Raw genomic sequence first — 16757 nt, 5'->3', positions numbered from 1 at the left:
ACCCATGACCAGACTCACTCCGATCTCTTTGGCCCTCGTTACCGTGGGCCTGACGCTCTCTTCGGCCATGGCCGCCACCGACAACATGCAGGGCATGGACCATAGCCAGATGCCGGGCATGAATCACAGCCAGATGCAAAGCGAGGATTACGGGCAAATGCAGCCCGCCGCACCGACCCAAAGCCGCACGCCGATCCCGGCATTGACCGACGCCGACCGCGCCGCCGTCTACGTCAGCCCCGCCGGCCACGCCGTGCATGACACCGCGCTCAACTATTACTTCCTCGCCGACAAACTCGAATGGCAGGACGCCGACGACGGCAGCGCGTTGGCGTGGGATCTGTCCGGCTGGATCGGCGGCGACATCGATCGCCTGTGGCTGCGCTCCGAAGGCGAACGCGTCAATGGCAAAACCGAAGACGCTGAAATTCAAGCTCTGTGGGGCCACGCGATCAGCCCATGGTGGGACGTGGTGACCGGCGTACGCCAGGATTTCAAACCCGGCGATCCGCAAACCTGGGCCGCGTTCGGCGTGCAAGGCATGGCGCTGTACAACTTCGAAACCGAGGCCACCGCCTTCATCGGCGAAGGTGGCCAGACCGCCGCACGGCTGGAAGGTGACTACGATATTCTGCTCACCAACCGGCTGATTTTGCAGCCGACCGCCGAGCTCAACGTCTACGGCAAAAACGACCCGCAACGGGGCATCGGCTCCGGGCTGTCCAACACCGAAGCCGGCCTGCGCCTGCGCTATGAAATTCGCCGGGAATTCGCGCCGTACATCGGCGTGACCTGGAACCGCACCTACGGCAAAACCGCCGATTACGCCAGGGACGAAGGCGAGGACCGCAGCGAAGCCCGCCTCGTGGTCGGCGTTCGGTTGTGGTTCTAAATGCTTCAACTCAAAAACCTAAAAATCAACCGCTTAAAGCGGTAAGAGGCCTTGCATGCGCACAATCAAAACCACCGCTGTCGCCATCGCACTTTCCACCGGGCTGCTCATGAGCGCACTGGCTCAAGCTCATCCGAAACTGCTCTCCTCTACCCCGGCGGAAGGCGCGGAGGGCGCAGCACCGAGCACTATCGAACTGCGCTTCTCCGAAAACCTCGTGACCCAATTCTCCGGCGCCAAACTGGTCATGACGGCCATGCCCGGCATGGCCCACTCGCCCATGCCGATGAAGGCCAAAGTCTCCGGCGGCAGCGACCCGAAAACCATGGTCATCACCCCGCTCTCGCCACTGCCCACCGGCAGCTACAAAGTCGAATGGCGCGCCGTGTCTTCGGACACTCACCCGATCACCGGCAACGTTACGTTCAAAGTGAAGTGATGGATGAGCGACTCGATCAGCATTGCCCTGCGCTTTGCGTTGTATGTGGATTTGATGCTGTTGTTCGGGGTGGCGTTTTTTGGGCTCTACAGCCTTAAAGGGCAAGAACGGAAATCGGGAGCCGTGTTGCCGTTCCGGTCGATGTTGGCGGGGACGGCAGTGCTGGGTGCGCTGCTGTCCATTGCCAGCATCGTGATGATGGCGAGTGCCATGAGCGGGGAATCGGACTTCGCCGAACTGCGCCCGCACCTCGAGATGATGATGTTCGAGACGGACGTGGGATTGGCCGGTGTGGTTCGCATCGTCGCGCTGCTGACTACCGCTTTGGCGGTGATGCTCCGTGCGCCTGGCGTCAGCTTGTGGATCGCGGCCTTTGCTGGCGGTATCGCCCTCTCCAGCCTGGCCTGGAACGGACATGGTGCGATGGATGAGGGCAGTCGTCGTGATTGGCATTTCACGGTAGACATACTGCACTTGCTGGTGGCGGGGGCATGGCTGGGTGCGTTGGTGGCGTTTGCACTGATGGCGAAAATCACCGCTTTGCAAACTGAAGCGCGCATCAGGTTGCTGGCCCGCGCGGTTAGTCGATTTGAGGTGATTGGCGCGGTCATCGTGGTGGTCATCACGGTGACGGGGGTTGTGAATTATCTGTTCATCGTCGGGCCGAAGCTGGATGAGGTTTTTCTTAGCACCTATGGGATTTTGCTGTTTATCAAAGTGGTGCTGTTTGCCGGGATGCTCGTGCTTGCCGCGTTGAACCGGTTTCACCTTGGGCCGCTTTTGGAGCGGTCGTTGCGGGACAGGCAATACACGGTCGCCGCCAATGCGTTGCGGCGCAGTGTGGTGGTGGAATTGGTGGCGGCGGTGGTGATTGTGGGGTTGGTGGCTTGGCTCGGAACGCTGAGCCCGGAAATGGATGCCCAGTAAAGAAATGAAAGCATCCGATGACCGGCCAGAGCAGTCAGTGGACAGGGTGAGGGTCCTTTACTAGCGTCTAACCACACTAGATTTCAAGCCAGAGGGTTCAACACCCAAGCGCCAAGGTGAAAAAAGCGGCGCAATTATCGAAAGGAGTTCGAAAATGGCTGAAGTAATGAAAGTGGTGGATGTCGACTTAAAAATACTTAAATCAAACCCACCGCAGCTACACATATCGGCAATTGGCCTGGTGAATTCTGGTGGATGGACAAACCCGAGACTGGAGCCACGGGTTTATATTCAGTTCCCGCCAGACGGCATTCAAGACTTCGATTTTGTTGCTGATCCGCCCCAAGGGGCTGCTATACAGGTCATCCTTCCCATCGACGCATCAAAACTTTGGAAAGATCCGCCACTCGATAAACTCAAGGGAGTAAGAGTCCACTCTGCCAGCAACTCGATTGAAGCGCATCTTAAGAGTTCGAAGTCCGTGGCTTGTGGATAAACAACTCATATGAAGGGATACGTGTCGGGCCTTGCCTGACACGTACCATGCGCTGGAGTGAATGGAGTATTGGGACAGTGGATGACAGTCGAGAAGCGCTTTCACTACACTTACTCCCGCTTGAACCCCACTCCATCACAAAAGCCCAATAACAATGAAAACCATAAAAAGCACAATGATGCTCTGTGGCCCGCTGGCTCTATCCTGCGCAGCACAATAAGCCTCTGTGGGCGTTGTTTGATATGGATCAACAACGCCCTCCGGTCGTAGCGTAAGTTCGGGATTATTCCCTTCTATCGGGAACACGACATGCTCTGATCCGCAGCTGCTTAGCGCTGCCGATCCCCCTAATATTGTGGAGATTGTCATGCACACCTACGTCAAATCGCTCATAGCCGCACTGCTCATCAGCAGCCCATTGCCAGTGCTGGCCACCGACGAACATCACCCCGAAACAGCGCCTGCCGCCCCCACAACCGACTCCACCCAAACCACGCCCATGCAAGACAAGGCCATGAGCGAACAGATGCAGAAAATGCAGGCGGCCCACGACAAAATGATCGCCGCTAAAACCCCGGCCGAGCGCCAGGCGGCGATGCAGGAAGCCATGACCACGATGAAAAACAGCATGGGCATGATGCACGACCAGTGCATGGGGATGGGGATGGGCAAAGGCAAAGGCATGTCCGGCAGCAAGGACGGCTCGGGTACAGCGATGATGGACATGATGATAAAAATGATGGATCAGCAATCCAGCATGATGAAGATGCCGATGGGTCAATAAATCTCGATTGTCGCTGAGGTTCGCACTGGCCGGGATGGCAGGACGAAACCCCAGGACATTTTCGTCAGAATGGAGCTCGCTACATGAACCACTCACCTTCCTCGACGCCTTCAGCTCCCTCCTTCTGGCGCAGCAAATCCGGCATTGCGCTGGGCATGCTGCTAGTAATCGGTCTGTTTTACCTGGTCCGCGAGCATTACGGCCATATCTCCCCGATCCTGCCCTACCTGATTCTATTGCTGTGCCCGCTGATGCACCTGTTTGGCCATCACCACGGCGGCAGGCACTGACCCATACATCGCATGGATGACAGTCAAGAACGGGTTTCACTACACTGATCCCGACTTGCCCCTACTCCATCACAAAAGCCCAATAACAATGAAAACCATAAAAAGCACAATGATGCTCTGTGGCCTGCTCGCGTTAGCCAGCGGCGTTCAGGCAGAGCCAAGCACTTCCCATCTGGACACCGTCCTGCAACAAGGCCAACTGCGCGTTTGCACGACCGGCGACTACAAACCCTATACCGTCAAAGGTGAAGACGGCGAATACTCGGGGATCGACATCGCCATGGCCCGCTCGCTGGCCGACAGCCTGGGCGTGAAGGTCGAGTGGGTCCAGACCACCTGGAAAACCCTGATGCCCGACATGCTCGCGGGCAAATGTGACATCGGCGTCGGCGGCATCTCCGTCACCCTGGAACGCCAGAAAAAAGCCTTCTTCAGCACCACCCTGGACGTCGACGGCAAAATCCCGTTGGTGCGCTGCGAAGATCAGGCGAAATACCAGACCCTCGAACAAATCAACCAGCCTTCGGTTCGCCTGGTCGAACCGGCCGGCGGCACCAACGAAGCCTTCGTCCACGCCTTCCTGCCCAAGGCGCAATTGCAGTTGCACGACAACGTGACCATCTTCCAGGAGCTACTGGATAAGAGGGCTGATGTGATGATTACCGATGCTTCGGAAGCGCTGTACCAGCAGAAACTCAAACCGGGTTTGTGCGCGGTTAACCCGACGCAATTTATGCAGTATGGGGAGAAGGCTTATCTGTTGCCGCGTGATGATATTAGTTGGAAGTTGTATGTCGATCAGTGGCTGCACTTGGCCAAGGTGACGGGGAACTACCAGAAAATCCTCGGTCAATGGATCGCGGTGCCAGAGGCCAAATAGCCTACAGCCACCATTCCCTGTAGCAGCTGGCGCAGCCTGCGTCCGGCTGCGCAGCAGTCGCAAAATCAGAGCACTCGGTTCATCAGGCAAATCACGCAACGGCGGAAACCTCAGCCGTTGCGTAACCTTTAATCGTGCAGCAAGCCTGAGCTGTATTCATTGAAGCTGTTGCCGATGGAGCTCCCGCCAAGGTTTAACCTGTTGGCGCCATGTCCATCAAACTGTTGGCAGCCTTCTGAAAAACACGTGCTGGTGCTCACACCCGAACAGGCGCTCAAGAGCAAAGCACCGGCGATCAGCACGACTTTGAACAGGTTCGAGATCATTTTTCAGTTCCCTTGGGCTGGAAGCGTGGCAACACGATCTTAGGGTCATCATCCTATGCCGAAAGCCCGTCAAACTTGATGAAACATTGCTGAGCGACAGCATGGGTTCAGCTGCCATCATCGTTACGGCTGCTCATTGTCAATCGCGGTTCAGGGTCAATCCTTTTTGGGTCGTGACGGGTTGTCCTGACGATAGGTATGCTGGGGATTGATGACCAATTGTTTGACCTGGCTGTCCAACTCTTTGCTGTGATACAGGTCCAGGCATTTGAGCAGCTCAAAGCGAACGCCTTGACGCTCTGATTCGACCAGTGGATTGTGATAATCACGAGCCAGAAACCGGTCAACCAGAGGTCTACCGGCTTGAGGTGCTTGCTCCAGATCGAAATAGGTCCAGTCCATAAGCGCACTGGCACTGCTTCCGGCGTCCTGGGCGGCTTTAGGCTCGCTCTTGTAGGCTGTAGCGATGCAGTCTGCCAGCACCATATCTTTGTAATTTTGCGCGTAGGTGCGCCCGCCTGCCTGGGGGGAGTTGGTCGGATCATCCTTGGACCAACTGTTAGAAGGTGCGGCAGCCCAAGCCAGTACCAAGATCGCAGTCAAATACTTCATCAAGACAAACTCCAGAAGTTTGCGCGGTCGGTTTGATAGTTCATACCCGGCTCATTGAAATAGCAGTGGTCATAACACATTCTGCCGTCAAACAATGTGGCATGCCCCTGAGCGTCCGACCAGCCAGAAACTTCAAACAAAATAAGACCCTTCCGGCCCGCCAGGGCGCCGCCATCTGCGGCCGGGTATTTGACCGTTTCGGCACTTCCCCATTGCTGTTCCATATAGGCAATCAGGCTTTTGACGCGATAAAAGTACCAGCGCTTGTCAGCGCCAGACACGGTTTCGCCAACTATTCGCGGTATGAGTGAGCCGGAGTAATTAAGGATATAACTCATGCGCACTGCGCACGTGTTGACCCACCTTAGGGCCGGATCACGGCTGTTAATGTTCATTGCAACATTGCCGCCGATGACTGTCGCAACTTTTTCAGATGGATTGATGGTGTCGTAAATCCGTTGAGAAGCCGCCCACGCGCTAGAAAATGAGGGTCGAATCATGTTTCATCCTTGATTTTAGGAAGCAGAAATCTGCGGCAGTTTAATCCTTCATGCTTGAGGTGACATAGACCTGAATGACGGGGTCATGAAGGTGTGTTGCCCGGAAAGCTCCAGAAGATGAAGCAAATGGGCGACCTCATCAGGTCGCCCATCTTCATTGCGGCAACTACACCTGCGCCTGCAAGCGCCGCGCTACTACATCCAGTAAATCGCAGCCATCGCGCAGCGGGATCGCCAACACCCGCGCGAAGTCCCGTAGCAGCAATGCATCACGACTAATGCCTTCGTCCAGAGAAAGGGTTTCCAGCAGTTGCGTCACAGTGCGAATGCGGTATGCGGCTGTGTCGTGCAACACGTCTACGGGTGCTTCGGTGTCGATCAGCAGCGACGGGACTGTGCAGTCAATGCCGGTTATTGGCATGTATCGAGCCATGGTTTTGAACCTCCATTGGGTGAACGAGCGTGGCCGCTTAGACGTGGGTGGCGGATGGGACTTCAGACGCGCCGTCGGGCGGGTCGAGATTGTCCAGGGCTCGGTTTACCAATAACTCACCGACTACTGATAATTGCTGAATCGATAAGGCGAAACTGCGGTGTGAACCTTCGAGTTCGCAGGCCAAGTCGGTGGTCAGGACGTTTAGGGACGCGAGGGTTTCGCAGGCGTGGCTTAACAGGGTTTCTGCATCGACGTTGGGGAGGATGGTGAAAACGTGGCTGATCGGGTCGGCGTGATTTGGGTTACGAAGGCGTTTGCTGACAGCGCGTTGAGTGGCTTTGGAGAGCTCATCGAGAGGATCGGAAACGGTTGAGGTTTCGGGGGGATTTGGAGTGATTTTCTTCATTGCTTTGTTCCTAGAATTAAATTAAGGAACTGCCAGCATCACTTCCACATGATGGGTGGCAGCTGTACGCAGGTGTGGAAGACCGGGGATCTAGGAACCCGGCGCACCCGAAAGTGCCCCGCGCACAGCCGCCATAATTTAACAGCAGACACGAAAAAAGCGCCCGCTGAAATTTTGGTGGCGCTTGTGCGCCTAGATCTTGTGAAGGGCTTCCACACCCTTGCCGCTGATTTTGCAGCGACGGGAGAAGGTTATCTGGGTGGTTGAGGGAGTGCAAGGTGGGCGATGGCGACGCGGGTTGAGGGAAATCTCCGACATTGGCGTGATGCCATAAACAGAGCACCGTAAAACGCTGCTGGGTAACGCGCAGGTGGTTATGTTGGGGGAGTTGGCGGTGAATCAGGCATTGGATAAGGTCGAGCCGTCTGAGTAATCAATGCTGCACATCGGCGTGGGGAGCGTGAGCTCCTCGCGCCTTAGCCATCTTTCAAAGCAACTCTGATACAGTCGCCCCCGGTAAATTGACAGGAAGTCAAACATGGCAAAGCCCGCCGCACGTATCACCGACCCCACCACTTGCCCCATGCCTGGGCACGGCCCAAAAGCCATCGCCTCTGGTTCTCCCGACGTGTTCTTCGACGGTCTTGCAGCCGCGACCAAAGGCGATGCCTGAAGCCATCAACGGCAATATGGACCAGAAAATCCCAGCCATACAAATCGACACCCTACTGAACTTAATTCAAGCCCTGACCAGCGTTTTCAGGGTGACGACTTTGGGTGGACACCGGGAATTTCCCATGCAAGCCGGGGAAGGAAAGATTTGTCCCCGCAACATTGGAATGGAGCTGGTAAGAAACCTTCGAATTAAAACCAAACTGTTACCACCACCCTCATCATGAAATCCCTACTTATCATTGTTCCGACCATACTCGTCGCCTTCCTCTACATCGGTTTCTACGAAAGGATGGAAGACGCCTACCCGGAAAAAATATTTTTCATCAAGAAAGCCCCGACATTTCAGATTAAGTTTGAAAATATTTTCGCGTACGAATCCGATGACAAAAAATTGAGTGAGCTAAGTGACACGGAGCAACAGTTGGTCATCCAGTACTGCAAATATCGGTTAGGTGTGACTACGACATTGATAAACCAAAACGAGCTTGAGGAATGCAAAAAAAGGTAAGACAACCCATCCTTTGGATGTAAAAATTGGACAGATCTATTTCATACGCAAAATAATCCGCCCCTGAGGGACGGATTTATTTGCTCGTGCCAAGTCGCTCAATCCCTCCCCATTCTGCTTTTCTCCGGATTTTGATTTTCCACCCAGCTGTTGTCGATTTGGGTGCTGTTTTTTTCTTCCGTTTTCGCTGGAGGATATCCGGCAGATCAATAGTGCATATAACATACACTTGATATTTCAATTTTTTCCAAGGACGGCAAATTTACTGCGGCGAGTGTTTTGCGCTCGCCTATACTAAAAAGATTAATAGTGCTGACGAGTGTGTTTGACAAGATATTGAAATTATCGAAATTTAAAAGTGTGGACATCTTTGTGAATTGCTGGTATCGCGACGAGGATTTGATATGAACGTCTTGTTGAAAGAACTTCAGGCCTATCATCATGAAGTGGCTATGAAAATTTCTCAGATCAAAGAGTTGCTGAGGAAAATGAGACATGAATCCGAGGGGGCTGATAACTGCAAGCTGTTGTTCACGATGCTGGAAGCCTTGCACGGTGATGCAGAGCGACACCACCATGAAAATGAAGAGCTTATTCGGCTGGCCTTGCTAGAGACTGAGGCGCCGATCCATCAACGGGTCAAGGATATCGAGCGAGATCATCTGGCATTTGGGCGCATTGCTGGACAGCTGAAGATGTTGGAGGACACCACTAAGGAAACGAGAGTAATTGCTGACACTATCGATGACTTCATCAAAAAATATTATGATCACATGGACGCCGAGGAAAATATTTTCTTTCCGGCGGCAGATAAGTGGCTGTCAGACGACCAGTGGCAGGAAGTCAAGAATCAATGGCATTAATTGGAAGCCACCGTACACTTTTAAAAGTTAGCTACTACTTAGTACTGACGTCACTATGTAATTACGCGGACATCATATATTAACTCACAGGGGTGTCCGTATATTGGCGGCTCCTCGTTGCAAGTCGCTCAATCCCTCCCGTTCTTGTACTCACTCTCTCAACTACCTCCGCCAGACTCGCCCGAGCCCCGCAAGCCCAATCCTGATAAACTCCCCAACTCCCAGCCTTACCCATTCCAGAAACGCCAATGCCCCCAATCACCGCCACACCCGCTCCGCTCTCCCGTCGCTTCTCCGTCGCCCCGATGATGGATTGGACTGACCGCCACTGCCGCTTCTTCCTGCGCCTGCTCTCCAAGCACGCCCTCCTTTACACCGAAATGGTCACCACCGGCGCACTCCTCAACGGTGATCACGAGCGCTTCCTGCGCCACAACGAAGCCGAGCACCCACTCGCCCTGCAACTCGGCGGCAGTGTCCCGCTGGACCTGGCCGCCTGCGCACGCATGGCCCAGGACCACGGCTACGACGAGGTAAACCTGAACGTCGGCTGCCCGAGTGATCGGGTGCAGAACAATATGATTGGCGCGTGCCTGATGGGGCATCCACAGTTGGTTGCTGATTGTGTGAAGGCGATGCGTGATGCGGTGTCGATTCCGGTGACGGTGAAGCATCGGATCGGGATTAACGGGCGGGACAGTTACGAGCAGTTGTGTGATTTCGTCGGCACGGTTCGGGATGCCGGGTGCACGAGTTTTACGGTGCATGCGCGGATTGCGATTCTGGAGGGGTTGTCTCCGAAGGAGAACCGCGACATTCCGCCTCTGCGCTATGACGTGGCGGCGCGGTTGAAGACGGATTTTCCGGAGCTGGAGATTATTCTCAACGGCGGGATCAAGACGCTGGAGGCTTGTCACGAGCATTTGCAGACGTTTGACGGCGTGATGCTGGGCCGTGAGGCGTATCACAATCCTTATGTGATGGCTGAGGTGGATCAGCAGCTGTTCGGCAGCAAGGCACCGGTGATCAGCCGGGCCGAGGCGCTGGCGCAGTTGCGGCCTTATATCGCCGAGCATCTGCTGGCGGGCGGGGCGATGCATCACATCACCCGGCATGTGCTGGGGCTGGGCACCGGGTTTCCGGGGGCGCGGAAGTTTCGGCAGTTGTTGTCGGTGGATATTCATAAGGCCAAAGAGCCTTTGGCCTTGCTGGATCAGGCGGCGGAGTTGTTGGAGGGGCGTTAACGGTCACCTGCGTTGAACCTGTCCCCCATTTCAGCATCGTATCTACCGATACCACGCCCCGCCTTTCAAACATCCGTTTTCAGGATGTTGCCGCTGGGGCCTTCGATACGTACATGCACCCTTGAGTGGCTGTCAGCGCTCGGGTAATGTCATTAGACCCATAGGACAGAGCACGCCCATGACTTCCAAGCTGGAACAACTCAAACAAATGACCACCGTGGTTGCCGACACCGGCGACTTCGAAGCAATCGCTCGCGTTAAACCCGTGGACGCTACCACCAACCCTTCCCTGCTGCTCAAAGCCGCGGCCATTCCCGGTTATGCCGAGTTGCTGAACGCTTGCGTTCACGACTGCAAGGGCGATGTGGGCCTGGCTAGCGACCGTTTTGGCGTTGCGGTAGGGCAAGAAATTCTGAAGGTTGTACCGGGCCGTATTTCCACTGAGGTGGATGCGCGCCTGTCGTTCGACACTGACGCCGTATTGAAGCGTGCACACCGTCTGATCGACCTGTACGACAAGGCCGGCGTTGGCCGTGACCGTGTGCTGATCAAGATCGCTTCGACCTGGGAAGGCATTCGCGCTGCCGAGAAGCTGGAAAAGGAAGGCATTCAGTGCAACCTGACGCTGCTGTTCTCCTTCGCTCAGGCGGCTGCTTGTGCCGATGCCGGGGTGTTTCTGATTTCGCCGTTCGTGGGTCGCATCTACGACTGGTACAAGAAGGCCACCGGCAACGACTACACCGGCGCGGATGATCCGGGCGTGCAGTCGGTGACGCGCATCTACAACTACTACAAGGCCAATGACTACAAGACTGTGGTGATGGGCGCGAGCTTCCGTAATCTGAATCAGATCGAGCAGTTGGCCGGTTGTGATCGGCTGACCATTAGCCCGGACCTGCTGGAAAAGCTGGCGGCGGATACTGGCAAGCTGGAGCGCAAATTGGCGCCAGGGCATGCCGGTGAAACGCGTCTGAGCTTGAATGAAGCGCAGTTCCGTTGGTTGTCCAACGAGGATGCGATGGCGACCGAGAAGCTGGCTGAGGGGATTCGTCAGTTTGCTCGGGATCAAGAGAAGCTTGAGGCGTTGTTGCAGGCCAAGCTGTGATCTAGTTCGAAGCTGTGCAAAAAGGGCGAACCTTGATGGGTTCGCCCTTTTTTTTTGCGTTGAACTTGGGTATTGGATGGCTGCGCGCGGAGGGATGTGGCGTTTGCGATGACGCCATCGCGGGCAAGCCCGGCTCCCACAAGGGTTCTGTGGTGGGTCGCGATAGTGTTTACGACTGAGGCTTATGTGGGAGCTGGCTTGCCTGCGATGGAGCCCATAAGACCCACATCACTTCTGGGAATCAGTGCCGCTCCAGCGCATTCACCAGGTCATGGAACGCCTCACGGTTGGAGTCGTTCAGGCCCATGAGGATTTTGTGCGCCTCGAGGACTTTGACGCGTACCACTTCTTCGGACTGATCCTGGTCTGGCAGGTCGGTCAGGCATTCAGGGCATGGGATCGGGCGATCAACGATGTTGAACACCTGCTCGAAGCCCATGGACTGCAGCAGACGGGTGATGTCTTCGTGGGTGGTGACGACGGTCGGCAACAGGCCGACCTTTTGCCGCGACAGTATCGACAGCTTGGCCAGCAGGCCCAGGGTGGTGCTGTCGATGCTGCGGGTTTCGGTCAGGTCGATCACGATGGCGTTGAAATTCAACGCAGTGAAGATCTTCTCAATAGTCGCATCCAACGCCGAACACAGGGTCAGGCGAACTTCACCGACGAACTTCAGGACGAAGGTGCCGTCCTGCTCGGCGAACTGGATTCTACCGGTACTCATTAAAGATTCCTGCTCAACACCAACAGGGCGATATCATCCGGCATCTCCCCTAGCGTGGCCAATCCAAAAACCTGGCGCAGACCATCCAGGCTGCCGCCCGCTGCTTTCACCCGTTGAGGTAAAGCAGCTTCTTTATCTTTGAGTGTGGGTTCCGGCAAAAGGTCCAAAATGCCATCAGACATCAGCGTCAGGCTGAACACCGGCGGCAATTCCAGTACGCGGTCTTCGTAGGTGGCTTCATTGAAGAGGCCCACCGGCAGACCGCGCCCTTCCAGGTAACGAACACTGTCTGGCGTGTACAACACAGGCAACGGCAGGTGACCGCCGATGCTATAGGTCAACAAACCGGTCTCCTCGTCGATGACTCCACCGACCATTGTGACGTGTTTACCCAGCTTACAACTGATCAGGCCCCGGTTGATATGACCAAGAACCTCTGAAGGCTTGAACTCCGGCAAGGTGCCGTTGCGCTTGGATTCGAACAGCAAGCGCGTGGTCATGAATTTCAGCAATACGGTGACGAAGGCTGAAGAGGCGCCATGACCGGAAACGTCCGCCAGGTAAAACGCTACCCGACGGTCGTCGACCCGAAAGTAGTCGACGAAGTCACCCGACAGGTACAGCGACGGGATGATCTGGTGTGCAAACTGGAACTCGTCGATGCTCCAGGGGCTGACCGGCAGCATGTTCATTTGCACTTGGCGACCGGCGTTCTGGTCTTCCTGGAGCAGGTTCAGGCTGGCTTCGAGCTCGCGGTTGGCCTTTTCCAGCTTCTCGCGGTAGCGCTGGTTTTCCAGCAGCAGGCGCGCACGATCCAGGGCCCGGCGCACAGAGTGCTCGAGCACGGCCAGATCTTCGAGAGGCTTGATCAGGTAGTCCGCCGCGCCCAGGCGCAGGGCCTCGACCGCGTCGTTCATCACGCCCGCACCCGATACCACGATCACCGGGGTTTGCGGCGACAGCTCGGTGACCTGGCGAATGAGTTCGAGTCCGCCCATCTGCGGCATGCGCAAATCGCAGATGACCAAGTCGGGCTTGTCTTGCTCGAATACCTGAAGACCCTGCTGGCCATTGCTGGCCTGCAGGACACTGAAACCACTGTCTTCCAAGTAGGCCGCGAGGCTCGCGCGCACTACTTCGTCATCATCGATTATCAGCAGCGTGGCACTGGTTTTTGGCATGTGGGCAAACGGCGCCAGAATTAGGTTGGCGTAGCAGGCTGGGCATTGGCCCCGCACATACTACTGGATTCGCTTTCTAGCCTCTCTGACTGCACCGTTTTCGAGCGTTTGCCCTACTCACAAGTCCACCAAAGGTGCCCTTCTAAGGCGCAGACGGTACTCCCATCCGCGAGGCGTTTCAAGCTCACGCCGATGGTCGCTTGACGTCTTTACTTGTCAAATCACCGGGAGTTATAAGAACAGGCAAAACCGTAACCCAAAGGAAGGATCGAGCCCATGAGCCAAACTGATCGGGACTACAGCGAAAAGCGCGATTTCATCCGCATGCGGGTCGATGCCGATGTGGCGCTGATTCATGAAGGCGACGAGGTGCCAGCCGTCTGCATCGACCTTTCCAGCAGCGGCATGCAGGTTGAAGCGCCTCGCGTGTTCAAGGTCGGTGACCGGCTCAGCGTGCGGATTGATTCCGATCACACGGCGCTCAAAGGCCTTGAGGCCGACACCGAGGTGGTGTGGGTGAAAGCACAGGACGGTGGCAGTCAGAAACTCGGGCTTACAATCCTGAAGATGAAATAACCCGATTTAATCCACAAACCCAACGAAGGAAGGCGGCCAATTGGCCGCCTTCCTGGTTTTACCGGTCGAGATTAAAAATCGTCTTCGACCTGGCCGTCCTTGACCTTGAATTCGCGGTTTTGCAGGTATGCATTGCGAATGAAGGTGTATTTGTCGCCGCTGATCAACTTCTCGGCCGACAACAGGCTGGCGCGGGCGTCGAGGACGTTCAGGCCGAAGATCGAGTTACGCACCGGCACGTCGTGGATGTAGCGGTATGGGCCGGTATAGCCGTCGACATACTTGGAAGGCGCATCACGCAAGGTGCTTGGGCCCAGAAACGGCAGCATTACGTATGGACCGCTGCCCATGCCCCAGTAACCGAGGGTCTGGCCGAAGTCTTCATCATTGCGATGCAAGCCCATCTGGGTGCCCACGTCGAAGAAGCCCAGCAGGCCGAAGGTGGTATTGAAGATCAAACGCGCGGTGTCGACGCCTGCCGCGGCGGGCTTGACCTGCAACACGTCGTTGGCAAGGTTGGTCACGTCGCCGACGTTGCGGAACATGTTGTGGATGCCATCTTCCAGAAACTGCGGCGTGACGAACTGGTAGCCCTGAGCCAACGGCTTCAGTGCATAGGTGTCGACAAAGTCGTTGAATTTGTAGATCGGGCGGTTAACGCTTTCCCAAGGGTCTTCTTCCGTGGCAGCCTGGGCCGCGAACGGAACCAGCAATACACTGGCACACATACAAAGCTGAGCGAGATGATTGCTCCAGCGCATAGAAAACTCCTTGGATTTGTACTGGCGCGGGCGCTTGGCCCAGGCGCAAAGGTCGCTAGTATATGACGGAAAACCCTGTTTAGGCAGCATCGTACGCGATGCCCTACGGATGATTCGTTTGACTGCGCGCCATTCATATCCGTGTCACTCAACTGTCACCGTCCACGAATAGCCTTGTTACTATTTCAAGGATGTTGACATGCCCCGCGCCGAAACCTCGCCTCTCATCGCACCCCGCCTGACCGCTGTACTGTTCGGCCTCAGTGGATGTCTGGTGGATTTCGGCGCACGCACCCGCCAATCCGGCACACCGACTGCCGAGCATGCCGAAGCCACGTTCGGCGCTATGGATAGCCTGTCCAGCTTGCAGCGCCAACAGATTCCTTGCGCCTGGCTCGATGAACTGCCCCCCGCCCTCACCCACTCTCTGGCCGCGGCACTCCCGGACTGGATCAAACCTTCGCAACACCCGACAACAATCAATCCATGGCCGGCCCCGAACGCCTGTTGGCAAGCGTTGATGGCATTGAATGTCGAGCGTCTGGACGGCTGCGTGCTGGTCAGCGGTGAGCCGCGACTTCTGCAATCGGGCCTGAATGCCGGGCTGTGGACCATTGGCCTGGCGTCCTGCGGTTCGCTGTGCGGGCTGGCCCCCAGCGAATGGCAGGCCTTGAGTCAAAAGGAACGGGAACATCTGCGCGGCAAGGCGACAATGCAGTTGTTCGGCCTGGGCGTGCATTCGGTGATCGATCATCTGGGCGAACTCGACACTTGCCTGGCCGATATCAGCCTGCGCCGGCTCAAGGGCGAAAAGCCCTGATCGAGATCATGCAGTTTGCCCGGGAGTGGATTAATCTAAAGGTCAGCCATAGACCTTTGGCGCGCCGTCGCGGTCTATGCCAGTGCCTATCGATAAAAGGAAGAACGCCATGCCTGCCCGCGAACTGCAAGAACAGCTCAACAAACTGCGCGAGCAATTGGAACAGAATCCACCGCTGACGGAAGCCGAACGCGCAGACTTGCACGCGCTGATGCAACAGATCGAACTGGAACTTGAACTCGAAACCAAAACCCAAGACACCAACCTCGCCGACAATGTGAACCTGGCCGTCGAGCGCTTCGAACTCGAACACCCCACCCTAGCTGGCACCTTACGCAACATCGTGCAAGCCTTGGGCAATATGGGTATCTGAACCCGTCAGATGCAAAAAGCCCCGCTATTGATAGCGGGGCTTTTTAATGTCTGCGACCTGAAATGCAACCCCTTGTGGGAGCTTTACTGACGAACCAGACGATGGTTCGGCAGTTGTACGTCTTCAGTGCTGCGATACGGGTTGATGTCCAACCCGCCGCGACGCACATACCGTGCATACACCGTCAGTTTCTCTGGCTTCAGCAACCGTTGCAGGTCGAGGAAAATCCGCTCCACGCACTGCTCATGAAAGTCCGAGTGCTGACGGAAACTCACGATGTATTCCAGCAAACTCGCGTGATCCAGCGCCGCGCCGCGATACTCCACCGCCACGCTGCCCCAATCCGGCTGACTGGTAACCGGGCAGTTGGACTTGAGCAAATGGCTGTGAACGCACTCTTCAATAATGAGCGACTCATCGCACCGCAGCAGTTCCGGACGCGGATGCTCATAGTTGCTGACGCTGATGTCCAGGTCATCGATGCACACACCCGGCAACGCCACGACGCCTTCTGCCTCAACCTCTTTCAGGCTGCGAATCCGCACGCCCACCGGTTTGCCGGCAGCGGCCGAGAGGTCTTTCGCCAGCGTCGCTTCAAGGCTCGCGGTATCGGCAAACGCTGTCTGGTTCAGCGAGTTGAGGTACAGCTTGAACGACTTCGATTCGATGATGTTCGGCGAATCCGCCGGAATGCTGAATTCGCCAATCGCCACCACAGGCTTGCCGGATGGCAACAGCCACGACAGTTCGAAGCAGTTCCAGAAGTCCACGCCCTTGTACGGCAGGGTTTCAGCCGTCAGGCCCAGTTCGGCCCATTTCGCGGTACGCGGGATCGGGAACAGCAAGGACGGCGTGTAGGTGGCGATGTATTCGCTGGATTTGCCCAGCGGCGAATGTTCGGCTGCGGGATGCATGGCGGAAACCTGACTGAAGAATCAG

General features: G+C 56.1%; 22 protein-coding genes and 2 pseudogenes. 15 read left to right on the top strand and 9 right to left on the bottom strand.

Annotation, left to right across the window (positions count from 1 at the left end; translation table 11 throughout):
- The first annotated feature begins 4 nt into the window (after positions 1 to 4).
- The 7 genes from PSH97_RS09790 to PSH97_RS09760 all read left to right on the top strand — a co-directional run bounded on the left by PSH97_RS09790 (position 5) and on the right by PSH97_RS09760 (position 4708).
- Positions 5 to 892 carry a copper resistance protein B gene (locus PSH97_RS09790; RefSeq protein WP_305449007.1) on the top strand — a complete coding sequence of 296 codons (888 nt, stop codon included), beginning with the start codon at positions 5 to 7 and terminating at the stop codon, positions 890 to 892.
- A 55-nt stretch (positions 893 to 947) separates the two neighbouring features.
- Positions 948 to 1331, top strand: a complete 384-nt coding sequence (gene copC / locus PSH97_RS09785) for a copper homeostasis periplasmic binding protein CopC (protein ID WP_305449006.1) — start codon at positions 948 to 950, stop codon at positions 1329 to 1331.
- Between the two features lie 3 nt (positions 1332 to 1334).
- The gene (copD, locus tag PSH97_RS09780) at positions 1335 to 2258 is read left to right on the top strand and encodes a copper homeostasis membrane protein CopD (RefSeq protein WP_305449005.1); all 924 of its coding nucleotides are present in this window, start codon (positions 1335 to 1337) and stop codon (positions 2256 to 2258) included.
- A gap of 154 nt (positions 2259 to 2412) precedes the next feature.
- Entirely contained in the window at positions 2413 to 2754 is a 342-nt protein-coding gene (locus PSH97_RS09775; RefSeq protein WP_019582098.1) for a hypothetical protein, read from the top strand.
- 367 nt (positions 2755 to 3121) lie between these two features.
- Positions 3122 to 3538, top strand: coding sequence for a hypothetical protein (locus tag PSH97_RS09770; protein ID WP_305449004.1), 417 nt, complete (start codon positions 3122 to 3124; stop codon positions 3536 to 3538).
- Positions 3539 to 3621: 83 nt separating this feature from the next.
- Positions 3622 to 3828: a DUF2933 domain-containing protein gene (locus tag PSH97_RS09765; protein WP_305449003.1), complete on the top strand. Its 207-nt coding sequence runs from the start codon at positions 3622 to 3624 to the stop codon at positions 3826 to 3828.
- Between the two features lie 88 nt (positions 3829 to 3916).
- On the top strand, positions 3917 to 4708 hold the full coding sequence (locus tag PSH97_RS09760) for a transporter substrate-binding domain-containing protein (RefSeq protein ID WP_305449002.1): 792 nt from the start codon (positions 3917 to 3919) through the stop codon (positions 4706 to 4708).
- Between the two features lie 128 nt (positions 4709 to 4836).
- On the opposite strand, the gene PSH97_RS09755 is transcribed toward PSH97_RS09760, so the two are convergent.
- The 5 genes from PSH97_RS09755 to PSH97_RS09735 form a co-directional block, all read right to left on the bottom strand.
- Complete coding sequence (locus PSH97_RS09755; protein WP_305449001.1) at positions 4837 to 5034, bottom strand: hypothetical protein; 198 nt, start codon at positions 5032 to 5034, stop codon at positions 4837 to 4839.
- Between the two features lie 156 nt (positions 5035 to 5190).
- Positions 5191 to 5646, bottom strand: coding sequence for a type VI secretion system amidase immunity protein Tai4 (locus PSH97_RS09750; RefSeq protein ID WP_305449771.1), 456 nt, complete (start codon positions 5644 to 5646; stop codon positions 5191 to 5193).
- The gene (locus PSH97_RS09745; protein ID WP_305449000.1) at positions 5646 to 6146 is read right to left on the bottom strand and encodes a type VI secretion system amidase effector protein Tae4; all 501 of its coding nucleotides are present in this window, start codon (positions 6144 to 6146) and stop codon (positions 5646 to 5648) included. The genes PSH97_RS09750 and PSH97_RS09745 overlap by 1 nt, the downstream gene beginning before the upstream one ends.
- Before the next feature lie 166 nt (positions 6147 to 6312).
- Entirely contained in the window at positions 6313 to 6579 is a 267-nt protein-coding gene (locus PSH97_RS09740; RefSeq protein WP_305448999.1) for a hypothetical protein, read from the bottom strand.
- Between the two features lie 37 nt (positions 6580 to 6616).
- Positions 6617 to 6988 (bottom strand): DUF6124 family protein, encoded by a 372-nt coding sequence (locus PSH97_RS09735; protein ID WP_305448998.1) that lies wholly within the window; start codon positions 6986 to 6988, stop codon positions 6617 to 6619.
- Positions 6989 to 7322: 334 nt separating this feature from the next.
- On the opposite strand from PSH97_RS09735, the pseudogene PSH97_RS28685 reads away from it, so the two are divergent.
- The 5 genes and pseudogenes from PSH97_RS28685 to tal all read left to right on the top strand — a co-directional run.
- Positions 7323 to 7421, top strand: a pseudogene (locus PSH97_RS28685) (DUF6124 family protein); the annotation flags it as partial.
- Between the two features lie 105 nt (positions 7422 to 7526).
- Positions 7527 to 7655: pseudogene (locus tag PSH97_RS09730) on the top strand (PAAR domain-containing protein); the annotation flags it as partial.
- Positions 7656 to 8575: 920 nt separating this feature from the next.
- Positions 8576 to 9034: a hemerythrin domain-containing protein gene (locus PSH97_RS09725; protein ID WP_305448997.1), complete on the top strand. Its 459-nt coding sequence runs from the start codon at positions 8576 to 8578 to the stop codon at positions 9032 to 9034.
- Between the two features lie 248 nt (positions 9035 to 9282).
- Positions 9283 to 10278: a tRNA dihydrouridine(20/20a) synthase DusA gene (dusA, locus tag PSH97_RS09720; RefSeq protein ID WP_305448996.1), complete on the top strand. Its 996-nt coding sequence runs from the start codon at positions 9283 to 9285 to the stop codon at positions 10276 to 10278.
- Positions 10279 to 10456: 178 nt separating this feature from the next.
- Complete coding sequence (tal, locus tag PSH97_RS09715; RefSeq protein ID WP_305448995.1) at positions 10457 to 11383, top strand: transaldolase; 927 nt, start codon at positions 10457 to 10459, stop codon at positions 11381 to 11383.
- 241 nt (positions 11384 to 11624) lie between these two features.
- On the opposite strand, the gene rssC is transcribed toward tal, so the two are convergent.
- A complete protein-coding gene (gene rssC / locus PSH97_RS09710) occupies positions 11625 to 12107 on the bottom strand; it encodes an anti-sigma factor antagonist RssC (RefSeq protein ID WP_305448994.1) in 483 nt (160 codons plus the stop codon).
- Positions 12107 to 13288: a two-component system response regulator RssB gene (gene rssB / locus PSH97_RS09705; protein ID WP_305448993.1), complete on the bottom strand. Its 1182-nt coding sequence runs from the start codon at positions 13286 to 13288 to the stop codon at positions 12107 to 12109. Before rssB ends, rssC begins: the two co-directional genes overlap by 1 nt.
- Before the next feature lie 276 nt (positions 13289 to 13564).
- Between rssB and PSH97_RS09700 the strand changes: the two genes are divergently transcribed.
- Positions 13565 to 13864, top strand: a complete 300-nt coding sequence (locus PSH97_RS09700; protein WP_305448992.1) for a PilZ domain-containing protein — start codon at positions 13565 to 13567, stop codon at positions 13862 to 13864.
- Positions 13865 to 13935: 71 nt separating this feature from the next.
- Here the strand turns inward: PSH97_RS09700 and PSH97_RS09695 are convergent, their stop codons facing one another.
- Positions 13936 to 14625, bottom strand: a complete 690-nt coding sequence (locus PSH97_RS09695; RefSeq protein WP_305448991.1) for an MlaA family lipoprotein — start codon at positions 14623 to 14625, stop codon at positions 13936 to 13938.
- A gap of 199 nt (positions 14626 to 14824) precedes the next feature.
- On the opposite strand from PSH97_RS09695, the gene PSH97_RS09690 reads away from it, so the two are divergent.
- Complete coding sequence (locus PSH97_RS09690) at positions 14825 to 15445, top strand: HAD family phosphatase (protein WP_305448990.1); 621 nt, start codon at positions 14825 to 14827, stop codon at positions 15443 to 15445.
- A 109-nt stretch (positions 15446 to 15554) separates the two neighbouring features.
- The gene (locus tag PSH97_RS09685; protein WP_123497830.1) at positions 15555 to 15818 is read left to right on the top strand and encodes a DUF4404 family protein; all 264 of its coding nucleotides are present in this window, start codon (positions 15555 to 15557) and stop codon (positions 15816 to 15818) included.
- Between the two features lie 83 nt (positions 15819 to 15901).
- Here the strand turns inward: PSH97_RS09685 and queF are convergent, their stop codons facing one another.
- The gene (queF, locus tag PSH97_RS09680) at positions 15902 to 16732 is read right to left on the bottom strand and encodes an NADPH-dependent 7-cyano-7-deazaguanine reductase QueF (protein ID WP_305448989.1); all 831 of its coding nucleotides are present in this window, start codon (positions 16730 to 16732) and stop codon (positions 15902 to 15904) included.
- Positions 16733 to 16757 lie beyond the last annotated feature (25 nt).

It is taken from the genome of Pseudomonas cucumis (assembly GCF_030687935.1).
Lineage (GTDB): Bacteria > Pseudomonadota > Gammaproteobacteria > Pseudomonadales > Pseudomonadaceae > Aquipseudomonas > Aquipseudomonas cucumis.
Note: the sequence above shows the minus strand (reverse complement) of the source record. Positions and strands in the feature narration are given on the sequence as shown.

What these genes read in the sequence shown, in the direction of transcription:
- copC (WP_305449006.1), top strand. Translation starts at nt 948, where the DNA reads ATGCGCACAATCAAAACCACCGCTGTCGCCATCGCACTTTCCACCGGG.
- rssC (WP_305448994.1), bottom strand. Translation starts at nt 12,107, where the DNA reads ATGAGTACCGGTAGAATCCAGTTCGCCGAGCAGGACGGCACCTTCGTC.
- PSH97_RS09690 (WP_305448990.1), top strand. Translation starts at nt 14,825, where the DNA reads ATGCCCCGCGCCGAAACCTCGCCTCTCATCGCACCCCGCCTGACCGCT.
- copD (WP_305449005.1), top strand. Translation starts at nt 1,335, where the DNA reads ATGAGCGACTCGATCAGCATTGCCCTGCGCTTTGCGTTGTATGTGGAT.
- PSH97_RS09735 (WP_305448998.1), bottom strand. Translation starts at nt 6,988, where the DNA reads ATGAAGAAAATCACTCCAAATCCCCCCGAAACCTCAACCGTTTCCGAT.
- PSH97_RS09700 (WP_305448992.1), top strand. Translation starts at nt 13,565, where the DNA reads ATGAGCCAAACTGATCGGGACTACAGCGAAAAGCGCGATTTCATCCGC.
- dusA (WP_305448996.1), top strand. Translation starts at nt 9,283, where the DNA reads ATGCCCCCAATCACCGCCACACCCGCTCCGCTCTCCCGTCGCTTCTCC.
- PSH97_RS09775 (WP_019582098.1), top strand. Translation starts at nt 2,413, where the DNA reads ATGGCTGAAGTAATGAAAGTGGTGGATGTCGACTTAAAAATACTTAAA.
- tal (WP_305448995.1), top strand. Translation starts at nt 10,457, where the DNA reads ATGACTTCCAAGCTGGAACAACTCAAACAAATGACCACCGTGGTTGCC.
- PSH97_RS09745 (WP_305449000.1), bottom strand. Translation starts at nt 6,146, where the DNA reads ATGATTCGACCCTCATTTTCTAGCGCGTGGGCGGCTTCTCAACGGATT.
- PSH97_RS09755 (WP_305449001.1), bottom strand. Translation starts at nt 5,034, where the DNA reads ATGATCTCGAACCTGTTCAAAGTCGTGCTGATCGCCGGTGCTTTGCTC.
- PSH97_RS09760 (WP_305449002.1), top strand. Translation starts at nt 3,917, where the DNA reads ATGAAAACCATAAAAAGCACAATGATGCTCTGTGGCCTGCTCGCGTTA.
- PSH97_RS09750 (WP_305449771.1), bottom strand. Translation starts at nt 5,646, where the DNA reads ATGAAGTATTTGACTGCGATCTTGGTACTGGCTTGGGCTGCCGCACCT.
- PSH97_RS09740 (WP_305448999.1), bottom strand. Translation starts at nt 6,579, where the DNA reads ATGGCTCGATACATGCCAATAACCGGCATTGACTGCACAGTCCCGTCG.
- PSH97_RS09790 (WP_305449007.1), top strand. Translation starts at nt 5, where the DNA reads ATGACCAGACTCACTCCGATCTCTTTGGCCCTCGTTACCGTGGGCCTG.
- queF (WP_305448989.1), bottom strand. Translation starts at nt 16,732, where the DNA reads ATGCATCCCGCAGCCGAACATTCGCCGCTGGGCAAATCCAGCGAATAC.
- rssB (WP_305448993.1), bottom strand. Translation starts at nt 13,288, where the DNA reads ATGCCAAAAACCAGTGCCACGCTGCTGATAATCGATGATGACGAAGTA.
- PSH97_RS09725 (WP_305448997.1), top strand. Translation starts at nt 8,576, where the DNA reads ATGAACGTCTTGTTGAAAGAACTTCAGGCCTATCATCATGAAGTGGCT.
- PSH97_RS09695 (WP_305448991.1), bottom strand. Translation starts at nt 14,625, where the DNA reads ATGCGCTGGAGCAATCATCTCGCTCAGCTTTGTATGTGTGCCAGTGTA.
- PSH97_RS09685 (WP_123497830.1), top strand. Translation starts at nt 15,555, where the DNA reads ATGCCTGCCCGCGAACTGCAAGAACAGCTCAACAAACTGCGCGAGCAA.
- PSH97_RS09765 (WP_305449003.1), top strand. Translation starts at nt 3,622, where the DNA reads ATGAACCACTCACCTTCCTCGACGCCTTCAGCTCCCTCCTTCTGGCGC.
- PSH97_RS09770 (WP_305449004.1), top strand. Translation starts at nt 3,122, where the DNA reads ATGCACACCTACGTCAAATCGCTCATAGCCGCACTGCTCATCAGCAGC.